The sequence below is a fragment of the Colwellia sp. NW0002-52-1 genome, from assembly GCF_057550865.1.
In genome coordinates this window covers 26,637-46,982 of the sequence record NZ_BAAJLU010000016.1, presented here as the reverse complement: position 1 = coordinate 46,982, position 20,346 = coordinate 26,637, and the positions used below count along the sequence as shown (strand labels likewise).

Genomic DNA, 20,346 nt, shown 5'->3' with positions numbered 1-20,346 from the left:
ATAACTACCAAGGTAGTTTTTAGCATTAAACATTGAGCAATAAACACGGTCTAGTTTTTATTATTAAAATACCGAAAAATCGTTAAGACTTAGTGGCTTGTTACTCTATAATGCAGTGAAGCTATTGTCGATAACAATTTAAATTGTCATCGTTATTGAAGTGATTTATTATTCTCAGTCTTTTAAGTTCGTTATAAACGTGGCCGCTAACGCTGTTATACGCCAAATATTCAACAATTCCTGACAATAAAGTTAGGTTCATTAATATACATACAACCCTATACTTTTAAGGTCAAAATGAATAAAACTAATAAAATATTTATCTATTTACTCAGTGCTTTGTTTATTGAGAGTTTATTTCTCTCCTTCTTCTACGATTCTTATTTACCTACTTTTATCATCGGATTACCCGCTTTAATTGTGCCAATTTTTTTCAACAAAACGGCCCCAAATTTAGCTATTACCCGTCATGTTTCTGCTATAGCTTTAATGATTTTTTCAGCTTTGCATATTCATCAAACAAACGGGTTAATCGAAACGCACTTTGAAGTGTTCATTTTAATGGCCTTTTTAATTATTTATCAAGATTGGCGAGTGTTTATAACTGCTCTACTTGTTGTATGTATACATCACATTTCTTTTTATATCCTGCAAACGAATAATCTTGGTGTATTTGTTTTCACTCAAGATAGATTGGCCTCAACAACGGTTATTATTCATGCTGTTTATGCAGCAACAGAAGCACTTATAGCCGGCTACATTGCAAATATGATGGCGAAAGTAAATAGAATAGGTCAAGAGTTAGCACTTGTTACTAAACAATTAACTCGAGACACTCATGCTATTGATTTAAATATTAAAACTGATGCAAGAGAAGACAGCACTTTGCTTTCATTTAACGATTTACTTGCGCTATTATCGCGTGTTATTGGCAGTGTAAAAGTGCAAATTGTTGAACTAAACAGTAATTCACAAAAACTCATTCAAACAAAAGAAGAGTTGGAGGGTTTGTCACAACAGAGGCAACTTGAAACAGAGGCTATTGCCACATCTGCAGAAGAACTATCTTACACAGTTACCTCGATTTCTGAAGAAACACACTTGCTAAGTAATCAAATGCAAGAGGCTAATAATTACACTCAAGCAACAAACGAAGATATCGTTGAAATTAACAATCACAATAAACACTTAACTATCGCGCTTGAAAAAACGAGCGAACAAGTAACAGAATTAGCGAACTCTACTGAAGCAATTTCAAATGTATTATCTGAAATTACCAGCATTGCTGATCAAACGAATTTATTAGCATTAAACGCCGCTATTGAAGCAGCCAGAGCTGGTGAACAGGGCCGAGGCTTTGCTGTAGTAGCTGACGAAGTTAGAGCACTGGCAAACAGAACAAAAGAAAGTACCGATAAAATTGGCGCAACTTTAGATATTCTTCAAACATACTCAAAATCTACCACTGACTCTATGGGAAGTAGCTTAAAAATAGTGCAATCTGTTATCGATAGCGCTAGTAACGCTGAAGGTAAAATAGTTAAAGCGTCTGATTTAGTTGCGCTAGCAAGCAATGTTTCAATCAATGTTGCTGCCGCGGTAGAACAACAGGCAAACACAACAAGCGCAATTGCAAAAAGTGTAGAAATACTAAAAAGCACAGTTCAAACGGATATTGAAAAAATAAAAATATTAGATCAAGAGTCACTAAAATTATCAAACAGCGCAATTGATATGGAAGGTAATATTGCCCGCTTTAAATAAAAGTATTACGCCTATCCAAATAGCGGTATTTGTTATTTGGATAGTGCTAACCCTTGTAGCTTTTGCTTATTTTATTGATAACAAGCTGGTTAATTTTAATGATGGCACGAAAATAACTTACCTCGATCCTCAAAAATTGTCAGATTCACTAACACAATATATTGAACCAAGCAGTCGCAGTTCGATTTTGCATTTTAATCAAGCTAATTGTCAGTGCCAACAATATAGTGAGGCACATATTAAAGATATCAACGATATCGCTTCAGCAAATAACTTCAACGTTAAACATATTAGTCTTGAAGACCATACAATTTTACCTGCAACCCCCTCGGTCGCCATTCTAAACAGTCTTGGAGAAGTGGTGTATTATGGTCCTTATGGTGAAGGGCTAGCTTGCTCACAAACCTCTGGGTTTGCACAAACCATGTTATCTAATTTTATTAAAGGGTATTCAGCTGACCTTATTATTAAAGAGGCGAAAGGCTGTTACTGTAAAATATAAAATGAGTAATGCTATTTACTTTAAACTCTACTTTTTCAGCGCTATTGGTTCTCCCCTTTCTAACCTGTGTACCTCGTAAACATTAATTTCAACTATTAGATAAATACAGCCGGCCCATTTAAATTTGTGCAAATGATGTTATTCATACGATGTTGTTTAACGAGAGTATTTCTTTTTCTTAACTAAAACCATTCATTCGAGAGTTCATCTTATCGTAAATAATTTTGACAAGGCTATAGCTGAAACCAAACAGATACATTCCTTCGTTACTTATCCTTATAATGAATAATTTATTAATCAGAAGCTTAGATTCCTCATACTTTAACAGGTCATAACATAATCAATAGTGTATTAACGGAACATTATCCAAAACAGATGATTACGGTTAATTTTAACGATAAACAGATAAAAGGTAGCCTAACTTTCAATAGATCAGTTATTATTAATGAAATACAAAATAATAATTAATGCTGCTCGATATTAATTTTGCTCTACAATAAGCAAAATAACGTCATTTTATTAAACTGAGCCTTTGGAAAAATTCATGAATGTAGAGTTTATTAACCCCTTTCTTTCTTCGATGCTTAACGTAATGTCTACCATGGCACAAATGGAACTTACACCTGAAAAACCTCGTTTGAAAAAAAATGAAATTGCTAAAGGCGATGTTTCAGGATTAATTGGTATGGTTAGTGAACAAACCAAAGGTTCATTATCTATAACCTTTGAAGGTAAGTTAGCACTCGCCACAATGAAAAAAATGGTTGGCGAAGGACCAGATGAAATCAATGAAGAAATTACGGATCTCGTTGGTGAAATTACCAATATGGTCACCGGCGGTGCGAAACGTATGTTGAGTGAAAAAGGCATAGAGTTTGATATGGCAACACCTATGGTAGTTTCAGGCCCTGCCCATTCAATTCATCATATGGCTGACGGTCCCATTGTTATTATTGCACTTACGTCAGAATTTGGTAATGCGTATATTGAATTTAGTTTTGATAAATAATTCAGTTCAATATTGAAAGTTAGCCTCGTTAATACGGGGCTTTTTTATGCACAAAACAATACTGATTAGTGCGTTAATTGCTTCAACATTTTCATGGGCGCATACTCAACATATTCACCAACCTTAACTAGACTTTATTCCTAAATTACATAGTGGTGTGCCTTCTTAAAAACACTGCAATTATATTTATAATATAAGAGTAACTAAAATTATGTGGCAACAAGTAGAGATAGAACTCAAGCCTTACTCTCGAGGCTTTCATTTAATCACTGAAGAAATTGAACAAGCGATTATTAATTTTCCACGTGTTCGGTGTGGCTTGTTACATGTTTTCATTAAGCATTCATCTGCATCGCTTACGATTAATGAAAATGCAGATCCAACAGTTCGAGATGATATGGAGCGCCACTTTAACCAGTTTGTCCCTGAAAATGCACCTTATTATCGTCATACATATGAAGGGCCAGACGATATGCCTGCTCATATTAAAGCGAGTACGCTAGGAACTAGCGTTACGATTCCATTAAAAAATGGCAAAATTAATTTAGGTATTTGGCAAGGCATTTATCTTGGCGAACATAGAGATTATGGTGGTTCAAGAACCATAGTAATTACTATAAACGGTGAATAAGCCATATTAAATAGCTCATTTACTTTGCATATGCTGTGGTAATAAATTGTCTTTCACAAGATAACTTGTTAAATTTTCTTGTAGATTGAAGTTAATCATACCATTAGGTACAATATTAATATTCAGTAAAATAAATGGTGATTATTGTGGTTAGCGGACGCAAACGAAAATTTGATGAACAAACAGCATTGCATGCCGCAATGGAAGTTTTTTGGGCTAAAGGCTTTGTTGGCGCTTCTTTAGCAGACTTAACAAAAAGCATGAACATTAATAAACCTAGCATGTATAGCACGTTCGGTAATAAAGAAGCTTTATTTATTAAGGCCACTCGATATTACATTGAAAATAAAATGAAGGTGCATCTAGATGCTTTATTTACTCCTGATACGCCGTTAAAAACTCGCCTAAAAAACTATATGATGTCGATCGTTGGTATGCAATGTAGTACAGAGCAGCCTAAAGGTTGCTACCTTGTATTATGCCAATCTGAAATTGCCGGTGGAGATATACCGGAAGAAGCATCAAAGTTACTTATCGATATAGAAGCTTTGCCAAAAACGTTATTTGTAGACTTATTTACTACCGATAAAGAAGCAATATCATTGGGCTTACATCATCATGCACAAGGAAACTCATTAAGCTTATATACTGCTTTAAAAGGTTGTGCTGCAATGGCCCGCTCTAAAGTGTCATCAACCGAATTAGCATTTGTTATTGATACTATTTTGGCTGGTGTATTCGCTGGTAACAATGAACAAACAAAAGTCGGAATCATTACAACTAATACAATTCAGTAGTGTTTATTATTTTATATTTTCACAACGCTGTCCCCACTCTATAATTAACTGTAAGCTGCCCCCTCAAACTTAACTTACAGTTAATATATTAATTTTATTTACCTCTTTTCACTTTTTTCACTTACTTTTTACTTCGAACCTAGCGAGTACAAGCTCAACGCTATTTACCAAGCTAATGTATTAACGCTTAATTCTTCATAATTTAAATAAATAACAACAATATTTGAAACGTTGTTTTACGCATTCAACACCTGTGAATAAAACACAGTTAATACTGATAAAAAATTATTGTTCGAATAGCTGTTGACTTATAAATACCGATCGGTACAATACCGATTAATTACCAAATGGTATAAAAAATTTTGAGATAGAAACTTTTTAACATAATTTATTAAGGCACTTTGATATGACTACATTAACTACACACACAATTGAATCAGCACCTGAAGCAAGTAAAGCACTTTTAGAAAAATCTGTTAGCGCATATGGCATGTTACCTAATTTACATGGCGTGTTAGCTAGCGCGCCAAATGTATTAGATGCTTATCAAATTTTGCATGAACTTTTCCTTAATACATCATTCAACGCAGAAGAATTAACCGTAGTATGGCAAGGCATTAATGTTGAGCATGGCTGTAACTATTGTGTACCTGCCCATACTGCCATTGCACACTCTATGAAAGTAGATGCTGATTTAATTGAAGCATTACGCGATGAAAAGCCTATGCCAACAGCAAAATTACAAGCTTTACTTGATACAACATTAATTCTTGTTCGTAATCGTGGCCATATATCAGCTGAAGAATTAGCAAACTTTTATGCCGCAGGTTACGCCGAGCAACAAGTTTTAGAAATTCTTTTAGGCTTATCTCAAAAAGTAATCAGCAACTATACTAATCACATTGCTTCAACTGAAGTAGACGCACCTTTTAATAAATTTGCTTGGGAAAAAAAAGCTAAATAATGTTAAATAAGCTAACACGCCAATGCTTAATATTAGGCATTGGCTTTTTTAGCTTCACTACTTAACGTTAAATCTAAATATCTAGTATTTCCACTATCGGGTTAGTTAATTACATGAAGAAAGTAGGCAATGACTTAGCACTTAATTATTGCTGGTTTTTAATATCGACAACGTTTTGAAGAGAAATAAAATGAGTAACAAAATCAAAATAGATATCATTTCAGATGTGGTATGTCCGTGGTGCATTATCGGTTACGGTAACTTAAAAAAAGCTATAACTGAATTAGCACTTGAAAACAAAGTAGAGATAGAATGGCAACCCTTTGAGCTAAATCCTAATATGCCTTTAGAAGGCGAAGAATTAAGTGCACATTCAGCACGTAAATACGGCTCTACCCCCGAAAGTAGTGCAAAATTTAGAACAGAAATGACCGCGCATGGTAAAACTGTTGATTTTGACTTTAACTTCTTTGAAGGAATGAAAATAGTTAATACGCGTGACGCACATATTTTATTGGAATACGCAAAATCACGAGGCAAGCAAACCGCGTTAAAATTACGCTTATTCTCAGCATTTTTTACCGAGAAAAAAGATGTTTCTGATCGGGAAGTTTTAGCGCAAGAACTAGCTGCTGTTGGACTTAATGTTGAAGAAGCAATGGCTAAGTTGCAAAGTAATCAGGCAATAGAAACGTTAGTAGAGCAAGAGTCTTATTGGCAAAAGCTTGGTGTTTCCTCGGTACCTACCGTTGTTTTTAATGGTAAAAGTGCGCTAGCAGGTGCACAACCTGTTGAAACTTTCATACAAGTTTTAGCTGAACAACTTAAAGATTCATAAAAAATCAAATTAAATGAAAACTAAAAATAAGCCATTGCATTGAGGAAACTTAAGACTGAACAATGGCTTGAATTTAATTAACAATAATTACTCTGCTAATTGAACATGTACCCGACGCGTAATATTACACAAAAGCTCGTATGGAATGGTTGTTGCAAAGACAGCAACTTCTTCAACAGGTAAACCTTTACCCCATAGAGTGGCAATATCACCTACTTGATCTAGACTGTTTTGCCCTAAATCTACCGAGATCATATCCATAGAAACACGGCCTATTAACGGCACACGACGGCCATTTATAAGTACGGGAGTACCATTAGCTGCATGGCGAGGATAACCATCTCCATACCCTATGGCAACAACACCTATCCTAGTATTTTTCTCACTCGTCCAAGTGCCGCTATACCCTACAGATTCTCCTGCCGCTATTTCGCGTACCGATATTAAACTAGACTGTAAAGTCATGACAGGTTCAATACCTTTAATGTTATTACCAGCAGTTAGTGGTGAAACGCCATACATTAATAAGCCGGGTCTGATCCATTGATAGTGACTTTCTGGCCACTGTAAAACACCAGCAGAGTTAGCCATACTTTTTTCTGAAGGTAATGCTGAGGTTAACTCGTTAAATAAGCTTATTTGTTGAGAAGTTTTTGGATTGTTTTTATCATCTGCGCAACCTAAATGACTCATTAATATTATTGGCTGCTGCACATTTTTCGATTGTATTAACGCTTGATAAAACCTTGCTAATTGCTCAGGGTTAATACCTAATCGGTGCATGCCAGTATCTATTTTCAACCAAACCTTTAATGGCGAATCTACATTAGCGTTAACAATAGCAGAAAGCTGTTGCTCGTTATGTACTATCGTTTGTAAATTGTTAGCAGATAAAGTTTCTATATCTTCTTTAGCAAAAAAACCTTCAAGTAATACTATCGGTTTTTCTATGCCTGCCGCTCTGAGGGCAAGCGCTTCATCAATACGCGCCACACCAAAAGCATCAGCATCAGGAAGCGCATTAGCAATACGCTCTAAACCATGACCATAACCATTTGCTTTAAGTACCGCTAAAATTTTAGCATCAGGCGAAAGCGATTTAATTAACTGATAATTATTACTTAAAGCATGTAAATCAATAACCGCGGTTGCTGTGTGTAACGCCATAATTGTTTAGTCTTCATCCAAAACATGCGGGCCGGCGTAATTATCAAAACGAGAAAATTGCCCTTGGAAGGTTAACGGCACACGACCAATTGGGCCGTTACGTTGTTTACCGATAATAATTTCAGCCATACCTTTGTATTCAGAATCATCGTGATATACCTCGTCACGATAAATAAACATGATTAAATCCGCATCTTGCTCAATCGAGCCTGACTCACGTAAATCGGAGTTAATTGGGCGTTTATCTGCTCGTTGCTCCAAGCCACGGTTAAGCTGCGAAAGCGCAACAACAGGCACTTGTAATTCTTTGGCTAAAGCTTTTAATGAGCGAGATATTTCAGCGATTTCTAAGGTTCGGTTATCGGAAAACTGTGGTGCACGCATCAATTGAAGGTAATCGATCATAATTAAGCTAATGCCACCATGATCACGCGCAATTCGTCTTGCTCTTGAACGCACATCGGTTGGCGTTAAACCTGCAGCATCATCGATATACATTTTGCCTTTTTCGATTAATAACCCCATGGTTGACGATAAGCGCGCCCAGTCTTCATCTTCCAATTGGCCGGTACGAATTTTAGTTTGATCTATGCGGCCAAGCGAGGCCAGCATTCTCATCATCAGCTGTTCAGAAGGCATCTCTAAACTGAAAATTAGTGCAGGTTTATCTTCTGTCATGGCGGCATTTTCTGCCAAGTTCATCGCGAAGGTCGTTTTACCCATTGATGGACGACCAGCAACAATAATTAAATCTGATTTTTGAAAGCCAGCCGTCATTTTATCAAGATCAGTAAAGCCACTTGAAACACCGGTAACACCGTTAGTTGGAGATGCACAAAGTTTTTCAATACGATCAACGGTTTTTTCTAATACTGAGCTGATGTTTTCAGGGCCTTCAGACTTATTTGCTCGTTGTTCTGCAATCGCGAAAATTTTGGTTTCAGCAAAATCGAGTAAATCAGCACTGGTACGGCCTTGAGTATCATAACCGGCTTCAGCAACTTCATTCGCTACGCTGATCATTTCACGGGTAACCGCGCGCTCTCTTACAATATCAGCATAAGCAGTAATATTGGCAGCACTTGGCGTGTTTTTCATCATTTCAGCGAGATAGACAAAACCACCCGCATCATCAAGCATTTGATCGTTATCTAGTGCTTCAGATAAGGTGATCAAATCAACCGGATTGCCTAGTTCAATTAAGCGACCAACTGTTTCAAAAGTAATTCGATGAGAGCGACTGTAAAAGTCTTGTGCTACTACACGTTCACTGACTCGGTCCCAAGTTTCATTATCTAATAATAAACCACCCAGCACCGATTGCTCTGCCTCTAATGAATGCGGCGGAACTTTTAACTCATCAATTTGTTTGTCACGAGGAAATTGGTTGTTTTTACTGAACTTGGCTGGCTTGCGATCGGCCATATCACACCCTAAATGCTTGGCGATAATCTTTGTTATTGAGAAAAATTATGCCTCAATAACGTTATAAAATTATTCGAAAATAAAGAGAGCTAATGTAGCAGAAATTCACCTTAAGCAAAATGAAAAACGAAAAGATTTATTTCAATATATTTCACTGAACACATTTTAAATAAAGGTGATTTCGATAAGCTTATAGATAATCTTAATTCTGGATAAGCAGCACTTACTCAATGCTCCCTTTTACCCCATTATCTGCGTTAAAACGTCGATAAATAGCTCGCTAGTCATAAACATTTTGCCTTGGAAATGGCATAAAATGAAACATTGGCGGTGTCTATTCGAAATATTCACCTTACTATAGCATTTACTTTACTACCTAAGTTTTTGAATCACTTGAGTATCAAGCACTCATTATTCAGCGTTCAGGTTAGCTAGGTATTTAACAATAAAATCGCGGGGTTGATCACGATATGTTCGCAGCATTAATATGCGCTCGCAAAGGTTAACGCCTCTATAAAAGAGGCGCTACTATGGTTATTTTACTTCTATACGCCCACTGACGGTGCTTGCTCGAACTGAACCACTGGCGTTGCCCGTTTCAAAAGATAACTTAGCACTTGGGCCATACTTTGCGCGCTTCGCTTTTGCTGAGGTTAGTTCATTGACAATATTGCCTCCAGCATTGGTTTTTAAATTAAAACTGGCTTGCACTTCATTTTTAAAGTCGAGAGTTAAATCTCCACTGACACTCGACATTTTCACCAAGCCATTGTCATTTAATGATAACTGACTGAAAAATTCTCCACTCACCGTTGAAACAATTAACTCATCAACTTTTGCAAGTTTTAATTCTATGTCACCCGATACGGTATTAGCTGATATCTCATTCGCACTAGAGTTAGCGTTTAAATTACCGCTGACGGTTTTAAACAATGCTCTGCCTGAAGAGTTTCGGTCATCAATATCGCCACTCACTGCTGACAAACGCAATTTCCCTGAGAGATTATTACTTTCAATATTACCGCTAACCGTTGCAAGCTCTACCTGTTGCATAAGGTTTTTAGCGTTAATATCACCGCTAACTGTTTGAATTTCACTGCCATGCGTAAAGTTGCTAATATTGATATTTGAAGATACTCCTTTAAAACTAACCCGCACATGTTTAGGCATTACAATAGTCAAATCTGAGCCGTCTTCGCCCCAACTATTATGACTATTGTTGGGTACTTCAACTTTAATAATAATTCGTGATCCTGAACGTTCAAACGTTAACCCTTGTGCTTTATCGTCTAACTCGCCCGATACGGTTACCGTATCACCGCTGTTCCCTATAACACTTACTTCACCGCGTAAATTTTCAATAGTTACATTGGTAATATTCCCCAATAGCATTGACTCGTCGACTCGCTCACCGGCCTTACTTGGCAAGGCAGCTATTAACAGCAACAGGGATAAATAATTACGTAAGCTTCTCATGTTAACCTCTTATCTCGACTATCATCACGATTAAATTGTTTGCCACTGAGGGCTATATAATTGATTAAGCAAGTCTAACTCTTGCTGCTGCGTCCAACGTAATAAATTTAATAAATCACTATTATTAGGATCATCCGCTAAGGCCTTGCTAATCGTGTTTTGTGCAGAACTTAGCTTAACTAATTCAGTTTGCATTGCTACTGGTAATTGCTTAATGTCTGGCGCGCCAAAATTCACTAACATTGTTTGTTTTTGTTGTTCAAAGTCTTGCTGCATTGCTGCTACTAAGTTTATCTGAGGTTTGCTAGTAAGCTGTTCAGGCCCTAGAGTTACCCAAGTTAATAATACTGCAGCAACTATTGAAGCTGCCCATGCAACAGGTGTAAAGGCTTTTTTCTTGTCATTATTGTCTGCCAATGTAGCACTTTGATTAATGGCTTTGTCTATACCCGACCATAAATCTCGCTCTGGCACTATTTCTTTGGGAAGCTGTGCAATTGCCGCTTGTAAACTCATTTCAGCATTCTTATCAGCATTCATCGTTTCTTTCATTTTTTACTCACTTAACGACTCGCGTAATAAAGTTCTAGCTCTATGATACTGAGCTTTACTTGTGCCTACTGCCATACCTAACATATTAGCGATTTCTTCATGGCGATAGCCTTCGATGGCAAATAAAACAAACACCAGGCGTGCCCTTTCAGGCAAGGTTTGAATTTTTTGATCTAAGTTTGAACATTCTGGCATTTCTACCATAGTGTCTTTTACCGGTTGATCTTCAATACTAAAAATTCGTTGTATCCAAGTTTTATTTTTACGAATATGTCCTAAAACAATATTGGTTGCGACACTGTGCAGCCAAGTTGAAAACTTACTTTCGCCGCGAAAATTACTTATTTTTTGCCAAAGCTGAACAAAAACTTCTTGGCAAACATCTTCAGCACTGTCTTTATCGGCCATCATGCGCCAGCACAGTGCGTATATACGACGGTGATAACTTTGATAAAGGTGATGAAACGCCTGCTGATCACCCTGCTGAGCTTGTGCTATCCATTGCGGCTCAAGATCTGGGCTAAAACATTTATTGGCATCAATAACTTTTAACTTATCCAAAAAGTAAATTCTCGACAATTTCTTAATTATTAAGTTAGATGCAGTATGCCGTAAAAGGGTTTAAAGAGAAGTAAAAATAAAATAATTATTTTCTGAGGAGCAGATAATTACGGTGTAAAAAACTAAGGGATAACAATGTAATAACAAGTCTATTCATCAAGATGTCGTTATGTTTTTTTACCTAAAATTAAATAAACTTAATTTTAGGTAAAAAAAAAGCACCAAAGGTGCTTTTTTCATCTGGTATATTAGCAGAATTACTTCTTGCTAAGAGCACCAAAACGCTTGTTGAATTTATCAACACGACCACCAGTCTCAGCAGCTTTTTGCTTACCAGTGTAGAATGGGTGACATTCTGAACATACGTCTAAATGTAAGTCTTTACCTACAGTTGAACGAGTTGTAATAACGTTACCACAAGAACAAGTTGCCTTGAACTCTACATAATTTGGATGAATACCGTCTTTCATGGGAAACCTCTGTTAAGGCCGTATCGCCACTTGATCAGTCATTATTGCTGCCAAGCACCATACGAGTTAAAAATAATGGAGGCGAATGTTATAGGATCATTATCGCTATAGCAATAAAAATCGCTAAAAATTTAAGCAACCCTTAACTTTATTTCATAAAAATACCGATAGCGCGATTTTCTGGCTTGGCATTGCGTAATTTAGCAGTAGAATAAGCACAACATTTGGTTTTAATATGACAACATTTTTGGCAACCCCTTCTACAGAAATATACGTACAAGTTGCAATACCGGTGCCGATGCGCCAATTGTTTACTTATAAAGTACCTGCCGAATTGAATAGTAAACCCATTAGCCTAGGTGAGCGTGTCATTGTACCTTTTGGCTCTCGACAAGTTGTTGCCATTGTATTGTCGCTAGATGAAAGCACAGAATATTCGCCAGCAAAAATAAAGTCGATATTAAGTAGAGTTACCGACAACTTTAATTTTTCACCAACATTACTTAGTTTTATCCAGCGCTGCAGTGATTATTACCATCACCCTATTGGCGATGTTTTCCAACAAGCGCTTCCTGTGCTTTTACGACAAATTAAACAGCCCGATGTTGAACTGCCACAAATTTGGTTAACAAAAGCAAGTTTAACCGAAGAAGAACAAGCCAATACCGCTAAGCGCTCGCCGAAGCAGGCTGAGTTATTAGCTATGCTCAAGCAACACCAAGGCATGACATGGTCTGAACTATTAACGCTTGGTTTTAATAAAGCACAGCTTAATGCTTTAGAAAAAAAACAACTTATTTATAGCAAAACTCGTCCAGTCTCAAAGTTTACCTGGCAGCCAGACGCACTTCAGCAAGAAAACAGACTGAACTTATCAGCCGAGCAAGCCATGATTGTAGCTACCGTCAAAGAAATGCAGTCACAGTTTTCTTGTCATTTGGTCGACGGCATAACCGGCAGTGGTAAAACTGAAGTTTATTTACAAGCCATTGAGCAGGTATTAGCTAAAAGTCAGCAAGTTTTAGTATTAGTACCTGAAATTGGCTTAACGCCTCAAACGCTTAGCCGTTTTGAGCAGCGTTTTAATGTGCCAATTAGCCTGCATCATTCAGGATTGAACGATAAAGAGCGCTTACAAACTTGGTTAGAAGCCCAACGTGGCAGCGCAGCAATTGTTATCGGTACCCGTTCTGCAATATTTTCGCCTTTGCATGACTTAGGCTTAATTATTGTTGATGAAGAACACGATGCTTCATTTAAGCAACAAGACAGTTTTCGTTATCATGCACGCGATATTGCCATACTCAGAGCCAGACAGCTTAATATTCCCATTATATTGGGCACAGCCACACCGAGCTTCGAGTCATTACAAAACGCCTTAACAGGCAAGTACCATTACCATAGATTACGTAAACGTGCTGGCAATGCCTCCACAGCTAAAATCACCTTAATTGATGTTGCACAACAACAAATGGAACATGGCCTTTCTGGTACGTTAAAACAAGCGATTAAAAACACCCTTGCCCGCGGCGAGCAAGCCTTAATATTTCTTAATCGCCGTGGTTACGCTCCGGCTATTAACTGCCAAGAATGCCACTGGGTGGCTGATTGCCAACGCTGTAATAAGCCTTATACGCTTCATCAAGGTCAAGGGTTACTTATCTGTCATCATTGCGGTAGCCAAAAGCGTATTCCTCCGCAATGCCCAAGCTGTGGTAGCGTACGTATTAAACCTATCGGCCAAGGTACTGAACAATTAGAAGAAAAAATTAGTGCGCTGTTTCCTGAGTATTCAACCGTGCGAATTGATCGCGACAGCACTCGTAAAAAAGGCGCTTTAGCCAAATTATTAACCGAGGTAAGTAATAAGGAACATCAACTATTAATTGGCACGCAAATGCTGGCAAAAGGTCATCATTTTCCTGACGTTACTTTAGTGGCGGTGCTTGATGTTGACGGTGCACTTTTTAGTTATGACTTTCGCGCGGCTGAACATATGGCGCAATTGCTGGTACAGGTATCAGGACGTGCAGGTCGCGCAAGTAAGCCAGGCAAAGTAATGGTACAAAGTAATTTTCCTGATCATCCCTTGCTGCAAGATTTAGTGCACAATGGTTATCAACATTTTGCTAAACAAGCGCTTATAGAGCGTCAACAAGCTTTATTGCCACCTTTTAGTTTTCAAGCTTTATTTAGAGCCGAAGCGAATTATCCTTCTTATCCAGAAAAATTTTTACGCGCGATGACAGAAATACCTTTCGAAGGTTGTCAGTTTGCGGGCCCGGTGCCTGCAGCAATGGAGAAAAAAGCCGGTAAATTTCGTTTTCATTTAATTTTACAGGCTAAATCACGCAAGCACCTGCACCAAGCCGTGTTTAAACTTATTCATCAAAGTGCAACAAATGAGTGGCAAGCTAAAGTGAGATGGTCAATTGATATCGACCCTGTCGACTTAAGCTGGTAGTTGAGGGTACAGCACCCTAAAACCCTATTTCACTGGGAGAAAAACAGGAGAACTGCAAGAGGAAAGCACCGCAAAACCAATACTAAAACTTATTTTAACTTACTGACAGGACAGCTGACAGCTGACAGCTAAAACTTATCTTTAACCTTCCTTATTCCTACTCATTCTTTTCTCATTGTTTCCTCCCTGTAAAAATAAAAATCCATATAACAGGGAGAAAAACAGGAGAACTGCAAGAGGAAAAGCACCGCAAAACCAATACTAAAACTTATTTTAACTTACTGACAGCTGACGGCTAAAAACTTACCTTTAACCCTCCTTATTCCTACTCATTCTTTTCTCATTGTTTCCTCCCTGTAAAAACAAAAATCTAATAACAGAGAAAAATGAGATAGCGTAGAATGTGTTTTATACAATTAATGCACTCAATGGGTGATCTTTCTTTATCAGTTGGTTAGAATTGGCGAAAGTCTTCAGGTATAAATTTTCCATGGCACATCAAGATTACGTTTCCCGCTCAAGAGCGAAAAATAAAAAGCAAAGTCCCTACAAAAAAAATGAGCAACCAGCTCAAGGTAAGCCAACAAAAGTTAAACTAATTGCAGCCTTTCTGATCATCGCAATACCTAGTTTTGGTTATATGTTGTGGAGTATTAAAGATAAACAGCCTGAACCTATAGTAGAAGCTAAAATAATTAAACCTAAAAAAACAACCGAGCTACCTGAGTTACCTGAGTTACCTGAAGAAAAATGGACTTATGTAGACGACCTAAAAAGCAAAGAAGTTGAAGTGGGCGAATATAAAGTTACTCAAAAAGGCCCGTATAAAATGCAATGTGGCTCATTTAGAACCCGTAAACAAGCCGAATCTTTAAAAGCCAAAATTGCTTTCACGGGTTTAGAAGCACAAGTAAGTAAAGCCACAGGCACTTCATCAGTTTGGTATAAAGTGTACTTAGGCCCTTACCCGAAAAAACGTGAAGCAGAAAAAGATAAGCACAAATTAAAAAATAATTCAGTTCATGGCTGTAAAATATGGGGCTGGGATTAAGTAACCTGTCATCACAATCTATAGCAAAAATGAAAGTAAACTGATAGCTGACAGCTAAAAACTGACAGCTATACCCACATTTATTAATTCCTGCTTGCTATTAATAAACACCGCTCCCTTGAAAAAGCCTTCCTCCTCCCTTATCTATTCTACATTAGACAAGCCGACTATCTCAGTTGGCAATATGTAAGAGGTTAATTGTGACTACTATTGTTTCTGTCAGACGTAATGGCAAAGTTGCCATTGGTGGTGATGGTCAAGTTTCCCTTGGCAACACTGTAATGAAAGGTAATGCACGTAAAGTGCGCCGTTTATATAATGGCAAAGTATTAGCCGGTTTTGCTGGCGGTACAGCTGATGCCTTCACCCTATTTGAGCGTTTTGAAAGCAAGTTAGAAATGCATCAAGGCCATTTAACGAAAGCAGCGGTTGAATTAGCCAAAGATTGGCGCAGTGACCGAGCTTTACGCAAGCTAGAAGCATTATTAGCCGTTGCTGATGAAACCGCATCACTGATCATTACGGGTAATGGCGATGTTGTGCAACCAGAGCATGATCTTATTGCTATTGGCAGTGGTGGTAACTTTGCTCAATCTGCCGCTACTGCATTATTAGAAAACACCGAACTTTCTGCGAAAGAAATTGTTGAAAAATCATTAAAAATTGCCGGTGACATTTGTGTGTTTACCAATCAGCAACACGTAATTGACGAACTATAACGGCCAATTTGTAAGGAATTAATATGTCGAATATGACACCACGTGAAATTGTTCACGAACTTGATAGCCACATTGTTGGGCAAGCCGATGCTAAACGTGCCGTTGCCATTGCACTAAGAAATCGCTGGCGTAGAATGCAACTTAACGAAGAGTTGCGTGCTGAAGTTACCCCTAAAAATATTTTGATGATTGGCCCAACAGGTGTTGGTAAAACAGAAATTGCTCGACGTTTAGCCAAGTTAGCCAATGCACCTTTTATTAAAGTAGAAGCAACTAAGTTCACTGAGGTGGGCTATGTTGGTAAAGAAGTAGAAACTATTATTCGTGATCTTGCAGATATGGCCATTAAAATGACCAAAGAGCAAGAAATGGCACGTGTTAAGCATTTAGCTGAAGAAGCAGCTGAAGAGCGTATTTTAGATGTTTTATTACCGCCAGCTCGCGATGGCTTTGGCAATGATGAAAAACCTGAAAACTCTTCAACACGACAAGTTTTCCGTAAAAAATTACGCGAAGGTCAGCTTGACGATAAAGAAATTGAACTTGATTTAGCTGCACCACAAATGGGCGTTGAGATCATGGCTCCTCCAGGCATGGAAGACATGACATCGCAATTACAAAACATGTTTCAAAGCATGTCGAGTGACAAAACTAAAAAGCGTAAATTAAAAATCAAAGATGCTTTCAAAGCCTTGCAAGAAGAAGAGGCCGCAAAAATTGTCAATCAAGACGACATCAAAGAAAAAGCGATTTATGCCGTTGAACAAAACGGTATCGTATTTATTGATGAAATTGACAAAATTTGTAAACGCGGAGACAGCTCTGGTCCTGACGTTTCAAGAGAAGGTGTGCAACGCGATTTACTACCATTAGTTGAAGGCTCAACGGTTAGCACTAAACACGGTATGGTAAAAACGGATCATATTCTTTTCATTGCTTCTGGCGCATTTCAAATGTCAAAACCATCTGACTTGATCCCTGAATTACAAGGGCGTTTGCCAATTCGCGTTGAGTTACAAGCATTAACCACTAACGACTTTGTTAGAATATTAACCGAGCCTAATGCTTCATTAACCGAGCAATATATCGCCTTATTAGAAACTGAAGGCGTACATATTTCATTTAGTGAAGACGGTATTCAAGCAATTGCGAATGCAGCGTGGCAAGTAAACGAAAGTACTGAAAACATTGGTGCTCGTCGTTTACATACTATGATGGAGCGTTTAATTGAAGAGCTTTCATTTACCGCAAACGATCGCACAGGAGAAACCATTCTCATTGATGCTGACTTTGTTGCTAATATTTTATCTGATCTAGTTAAAGATGAAGACTTAAGCCGCTTTATTCTCTAATTAACTATTAGCACGAGGAGTTATACATGCGTAATATTAGCCGCTTTATTATCAATAAAACTGCTTCAGTTTTATCCATTTCTTTTGAAAATGATAAACAAGGCAGTCCTACAGCTATTGAGTTAAGTATTGAATATTTACGTGTGTACGCTCCAACTGACGACAAAGGTAAAGCAATAGGCGAAATACCTAAGGTCTATCATAAGAAACAAGTACAGCTATTAAACATTGAATCGGTAGGCAAGCATGGCTACCGCTTCATTTTTGATGATGGCCATAGCAATATTTATAACGAAGATTATTTACTCACCTTAGCGACTGAATACCAACAACGCTGGCAGCGTTACTTATCGAGTACTAGCGCAGTAAGCAATAGCCGTGAGGCAATGATAGAAATTAAAGAAGTTAAGTAATTTCAGCGATAGACGAAACGCTATTGTTACAGGGTCTAATCATTATTCCCTTAAAGAATCATTAAGTTTAGCTACCGCTATTTTCTGGTTAAGTATTTAGCAAACGCTTCTTCACTAATTGGCTTACTAACAAAAAAACCTTGAACGGCATCACAGCCAATATTACGCAATAACTGCAGCTGTTCTTTTGTCTCAACACCTTCCGCTAAAACACGCTTACCTAAACCATGAGATAATTCAACCATGGTTTTTACTATGGTTAAGTCTGAGTCGTTAGTGGTGACTTCTTGAATAAAGCTGCGATCTATCTTTATTTTATCAATAGGCAACCTTCTTAAGTAGGCTAATGAAGAGTAACCGGTACCAAAGTCATCTATCGATACTTTAATTCCCATGCTTTGCAACTCAACAATAATTTTCATGACTAATTCAATATCCGTTATAACCACATTCTCTGTAACTTCCAATTCGAGATAAATCGGAGGAATATTATATTTTTTAAGTAGGTTTTGTATAGTTTGGATAAAGTTAGGGCTCTGAAACTCATCTGCGGTAATATTAATCGCTAAAGGAATACGCCTTTTATAAGTTTTATACCAGCTATCGATAGTCTGACATGTTTTTTCTAATACATAATTATCTAGTTCACTAAATAAATTTAAAGCTTGAATGTCATCAAAAAACTGACCAGGTGCTAACAACCCCTTTTCAGGATGCTGCCAACGCACTAATACTTCAGCAGCCTCTAAACGGTTTCTCTTCAAATTTAACTGCGGCTGAAAATGTAAAATAAACTCTTCATTTGCAATAGCATGACGAATTTCTTTTTCCACCGTTACTAAATGTCGGCCGTGAGCCTGCATACCTGTTTCATATTTAACACTATGAATATTGGTACTTTCAGCTTGAAAAAGCGCTAGATTAGATTTTTGTAATAGTTCGTCAGCATTATCTGCATCGCTAGGGTAATCACAATACCCTACACTGCATTGTAGATGTACTTCATGTTGATCAATTTGATAAGGGTCTGCAATTATTGCATGTAAATGTTCAGCTGCGGTCAATTGTTGTTGCTCACTTGTATAATCAATAACATACACAAATGAGTCGCCACTCAAACGTCCAACTACTTTGGGTTGCAAAATACTCTCGGTTAATCGGCGAGCCGTTTCACCTAAAATTAAATCTCCAACTTTTAAACCATAAGTATCATTCACAAATTTGAAGCGTTTTATGTCGAGTAAATAAATACAAAGTTTTTGTTCACTGTCGCCAGCAATTTTCATTTCGTATGTTAGTTTTTCAATAACCTGTTCGCGATTTAAAGCACCTGTTAACGCATCATGTTCATCTAAATATTTTACTCGATTAATCGCTTTATCAGCAATATGCCTTTCTGCACCTTGCATCCATATAAGTATAATAAAACCTAAAACAGTATGAATACCAAGATCAACATAGATCAACCACTCAGTTAACTCTCTAAACCAACTTTCTGTTAATGAAATAATAGAAGCAAATGAAAAAGCTAAAAAACGCACTCCTGCAAACATGCAAAAATACAATAAAATTTTACCTGAAAAATGTTCAATATTAGCGGAATAGAAATAACAAGCGGCAATAATAAAACCACAACCAAAAATAAAAGCAGCCATACTTTCGCGTAAATAAAAGCGATTAAAAACACTACTACTATCAAACCCATAAGGCAGCACTGCAGTAGCACTTATTACGATAGTAATGAGCAAACCTACAGTAATAACGCTAGGAGGAATTGTTTTTTGCTTTGTTGCGCTAAATATACCCAACATTAAAAACATAAAATAGAGATAGTGGCTAACTTGCCGCAATAGCGCTAACGATATATCAATAAAACTACCAACAGCTTGTTGGTTAAAAATGCTTTCAAGCGTTAATGAAAAGTGGTGGGCAGATAACGCCACTAAACTTAACATCCAGTACTTCACATACGTGCGACCCAGGCCACGATAGTAAGCAAGAAGAAGTAAAGCAAGAATACTGAAAATTAGAGTTTCTGTAGAATAAATTAAGCTATGGGTGAATTCCCGAACAGCCATAAAAAAAACTCTTAATAAAAAATAGTATTAGCTATTAAATAATGTTTTTTAATGAATTACAAGTTTGTATAAATTTCATTATTTTAGTCGCTATAACAGCTTAGTAGTTGTGC

Annotated in this window: 19 protein-coding genes; 12 read left to right on the top strand and 7 right to left on the bottom strand. The window is 37.3% G+C overall.

Going from position 1 to position 20,346, the window contains the following annotated elements; all coding sequences use genetic code 11:
- Window positions 1-297: 297 nt before the first annotated feature.
- The 7 genes from AC27H3_RS14450 (at window position 298) to AC27H3_RS14420 (ending at window position 6,505) form a co-directional block, all read left to right on the top strand.
- Window positions 298-1,764 (top strand): methyl-accepting chemotaxis protein, encoded by a 1,467-nt coding sequence (locus AC27H3_RS14450; protein ID WP_085306163.1) that lies wholly within the window; start codon window positions 298-300, stop codon window positions 1,762-1,764.
- Entirely contained in the window at window positions 1,748-2,266 is a 519-nt protein-coding gene (locus AC27H3_RS14445) for a DUF6436 domain-containing protein (protein ID WP_487107252.1), read from the top strand. Before AC27H3_RS14450 ends, AC27H3_RS14445 begins: the two co-directional genes overlap by 17 nt.
- Window positions 2,267-2,810: 544 nt before the next feature.
- The gene (locus AC27H3_RS14440; protein WP_085306165.1) at window positions 2,811-3,275 is read left to right on the top strand and encodes a chemotaxis protein CheX; all 465 of its coding nucleotides are present in this window, start codon (window positions 2,811-2,813) and stop codon (window positions 3,273-3,275) included.
- A 208-nt stretch (window positions 3,276-3,483) separates the two neighbouring features.
- A complete protein-coding gene (locus tag AC27H3_RS14435) occupies window positions 3,484-3,906 on the top strand; it encodes a secondary thiamine-phosphate synthase enzyme YjbQ (protein WP_487107326.1) in 423 nt (140 codons plus the stop codon).
- Between the two features lie 146 nt (window positions 3,907-4,052).
- Entirely contained in the window at window positions 4,053-4,703 is a 651-nt protein-coding gene (locus AC27H3_RS14430; protein WP_487107250.1) for a TetR/AcrR family transcriptional regulator, read from the top strand.
- Between the two features lie 406 nt (window positions 4,704-5,109).
- Window positions 5,110-5,667, top strand: a complete 558-nt coding sequence (locus tag AC27H3_RS14425; protein WP_085306167.1) for a carboxymuconolactone decarboxylase family protein — start codon at window positions 5,110-5,112, stop codon at window positions 5,665-5,667.
- Window positions 5,668-5,857: 190 nt separating this feature from the next.
- Window positions 5,858-6,505 carry a DsbA family oxidoreductase gene (locus AC27H3_RS14420; protein ID WP_487107248.1) on the top strand — a complete coding sequence of 216 codons (648 nt, stop codon included), beginning with the start codon at window positions 5,858-5,860 and terminating at the stop codon, window positions 6,503-6,505.
- An 87-nt stretch (window positions 6,506-6,592) separates the two neighbouring features.
- Here the strand turns inward: AC27H3_RS14420 and alr are convergent, their stop codons facing one another.
- From alr to rpmE, 6 genes are all read right to left on the bottom strand, one after another.
- Complete coding sequence (gene alr, locus AC27H3_RS14415; RefSeq protein WP_487107247.1) at window positions 6,593-7,672, bottom strand: alanine racemase; 1,080 nt, start codon at window positions 7,670-7,672, stop codon at window positions 6,593-6,595.
- Between the two features lie 6 nt (window positions 7,673-7,678).
- Window positions 7,679-9,097 (bottom strand): replicative DNA helicase, encoded by a 1,419-nt coding sequence (gene dnaB, locus AC27H3_RS14410; RefSeq protein ID WP_085306170.1) that lies wholly within the window; start codon window positions 9,095-9,097, stop codon window positions 7,679-7,681.
- Window positions 9,098-9,631: 534 nt separating this feature from the next.
- On the bottom strand, window positions 9,632-10,573 hold the full coding sequence (locus tag AC27H3_RS14405) for a DUF4097 family beta strand repeat-containing protein (protein ID WP_487107245.1): 942 nt from the start codon (window positions 10,571-10,573) through the stop codon (window positions 9,632-9,634).
- Between the two features lie 30 nt (window positions 10,574-10,603).
- Window positions 10,604-11,125, bottom strand: coding sequence for a hypothetical protein (locus tag AC27H3_RS14400; RefSeq protein WP_085306172.1), 522 nt, complete (start codon window positions 11,123-11,125; stop codon window positions 10,604-10,606).
- A 3-nt stretch (window positions 11,126-11,128) separates the two neighbouring features.
- Complete coding sequence (locus AC27H3_RS14395; protein ID WP_487107243.1) at window positions 11,129-11,686, bottom strand: RNA polymerase sigma factor; 558 nt, start codon at window positions 11,684-11,686, stop codon at window positions 11,129-11,131.
- Between the two features lie 257 nt (window positions 11,687-11,943).
- A complete protein-coding gene (rpmE, locus tag AC27H3_RS14390) occupies window positions 11,944-12,156 on the bottom strand; it encodes a 50S ribosomal protein L31 (protein WP_077286181.1) in 213 nt (70 codons plus the stop codon).
- A 235-nt stretch (window positions 12,157-12,391) separates the two neighbouring features.
- Here rpmE and priA point away from each other — a divergent pair, with 235 nt between their 5' ends.
- The 5 genes from priA (at window position 12,392) to AC27H3_RS14365 (ending at window position 18,155) form a co-directional block, all read left to right on the top strand.
- Window positions 12,392-14,620 (top strand): primosomal protein N', encoded by a 2,229-nt coding sequence (gene priA / locus AC27H3_RS14385; protein WP_487107242.1) that lies wholly within the window; start codon window positions 12,392-12,394, stop codon window positions 14,618-14,620.
- Between the two features lie 490 nt (window positions 14,621-15,110).
- Entirely contained in the window at window positions 15,111-15,671 is a 561-nt protein-coding gene (locus AC27H3_RS14380; protein ID WP_487107240.1) for an SPOR domain-containing protein, read from the top strand.
- Between the two features lie 200 nt (window positions 15,672-15,871).
- On the top strand, window positions 15,872-16,390 hold the full coding sequence (hslV, locus tag AC27H3_RS14375; RefSeq protein ID WP_085306175.1) for an ATP-dependent protease subunit HslV: 519 nt from the start codon (window positions 15,872-15,874) through the stop codon (window positions 16,388-16,390).
- 23 nt (window positions 16,391-16,413) lie between these two features.
- Window positions 16,414-17,742: an ATP-dependent protease ATPase subunit HslU gene (gene hslU, locus AC27H3_RS14370; RefSeq protein WP_487107238.1), complete on the top strand. Its 1,329-nt coding sequence runs from the start codon at window positions 16,414-16,416 to the stop codon at window positions 17,740-17,742.
- Window positions 17,743-17,768: 26 nt separating this feature from the next.
- Window positions 17,769-18,155, top strand: a complete 387-nt coding sequence (locus tag AC27H3_RS14365) for a gamma-butyrobetaine hydroxylase-like domain-containing protein (RefSeq protein WP_487107236.1) — start codon at window positions 17,769-17,771, stop codon at window positions 18,153-18,155.
- Window positions 18,156-18,232: 77 nt separating this feature from the next.
- Here AC27H3_RS14365 and AC27H3_RS14360 read toward each other — a convergent pair whose 3' ends face one another.
- Window positions 18,233-20,233, bottom strand: coding sequence for a putative bifunctional diguanylate cyclase/phosphodiesterase (locus AC27H3_RS14360; protein WP_487107234.1), 2,001 nt, complete (start codon window positions 20,231-20,233; stop codon window positions 18,233-18,235).
- Between the last annotated feature and the right edge of the window lie 113 nt (window positions 20,234-20,346).

What these genes read in the sequence shown, in the direction of transcription:
- hslU (WP_487107238.1), top strand. Translation starts at nt 16,414, where the DNA reads ATGTCGAATATGACACCACGTGAAATTGTTCACGAACTTGATAGCCAC.
- alr (WP_487107247.1), bottom strand. Translation starts at nt 7,672, where the DNA reads ATGGCGTTACACACAGCAACCGCGGTTATTGATTTACATGCTTTAAGT.
- AC27H3_RS14420 (WP_487107248.1), top strand. Translation starts at nt 5,858, where the DNA reads ATGAGTAACAAAATCAAAATAGATATCATTTCAGATGTGGTATGTCCG.
- AC27H3_RS14365 (WP_487107236.1), top strand. Translation starts at nt 17,769, where the DNA reads ATGCGTAATATTAGCCGCTTTATTATCAATAAAACTGCTTCAGTTTTA.
- priA (WP_487107242.1), top strand. Translation starts at nt 12,392, where the DNA reads ATGACAACATTTTTGGCAACCCCTTCTACAGAAATATACGTACAAGTT.
- AC27H3_RS14425 (WP_085306167.1), top strand. Translation starts at nt 5,110, where the DNA reads ATGACTACATTAACTACACACACAATTGAATCAGCACCTGAAGCAAGT.
- AC27H3_RS14405 (WP_487107245.1), bottom strand. Translation starts at nt 10,573, where the DNA reads ATGAGAAGCTTACGTAATTATTTATCCCTGTTGCTGTTAATAGCTGCC.
- AC27H3_RS14360 (WP_487107234.1), bottom strand. Translation starts at nt 20,233, where the DNA reads ATGGCTGTTCGGGAATTCACCCATAGCTTAATTTATTCTACAGAAACT.
- AC27H3_RS14450 (WP_085306163.1), top strand. Translation starts at nt 298, where the DNA reads ATGAATAAAACTAATAAAATATTTATCTATTTACTCAGTGCTTTGTTT.
- rpmE (WP_077286181.1), bottom strand. Translation starts at nt 12,156, where the DNA reads ATGAAAGACGGTATTCATCCAAATTATGTAGAGTTCAAGGCAACTTGT.
- AC27H3_RS14400 (WP_085306172.1), bottom strand. Translation starts at nt 11,125, where the DNA reads ATGAAAGAAACGATGAATGCTGATAAGAATGCTGAAATGAGTTTACAA.
- dnaB (WP_085306170.1), bottom strand. Translation starts at nt 9,097, where the DNA reads ATGGCCGATCGCAAGCCAGCCAAGTTCAGTAAAAACAACCAATTTCCT.
- AC27H3_RS14440 (WP_085306165.1), top strand. Translation starts at nt 2,811, where the DNA reads ATGAATGTAGAGTTTATTAACCCCTTTCTTTCTTCGATGCTTAACGTA.
- AC27H3_RS14380 (WP_487107240.1), top strand. Translation starts at nt 15,111, where the DNA reads ATGGCACATCAAGATTACGTTTCCCGCTCAAGAGCGAAAAATAAAAAG.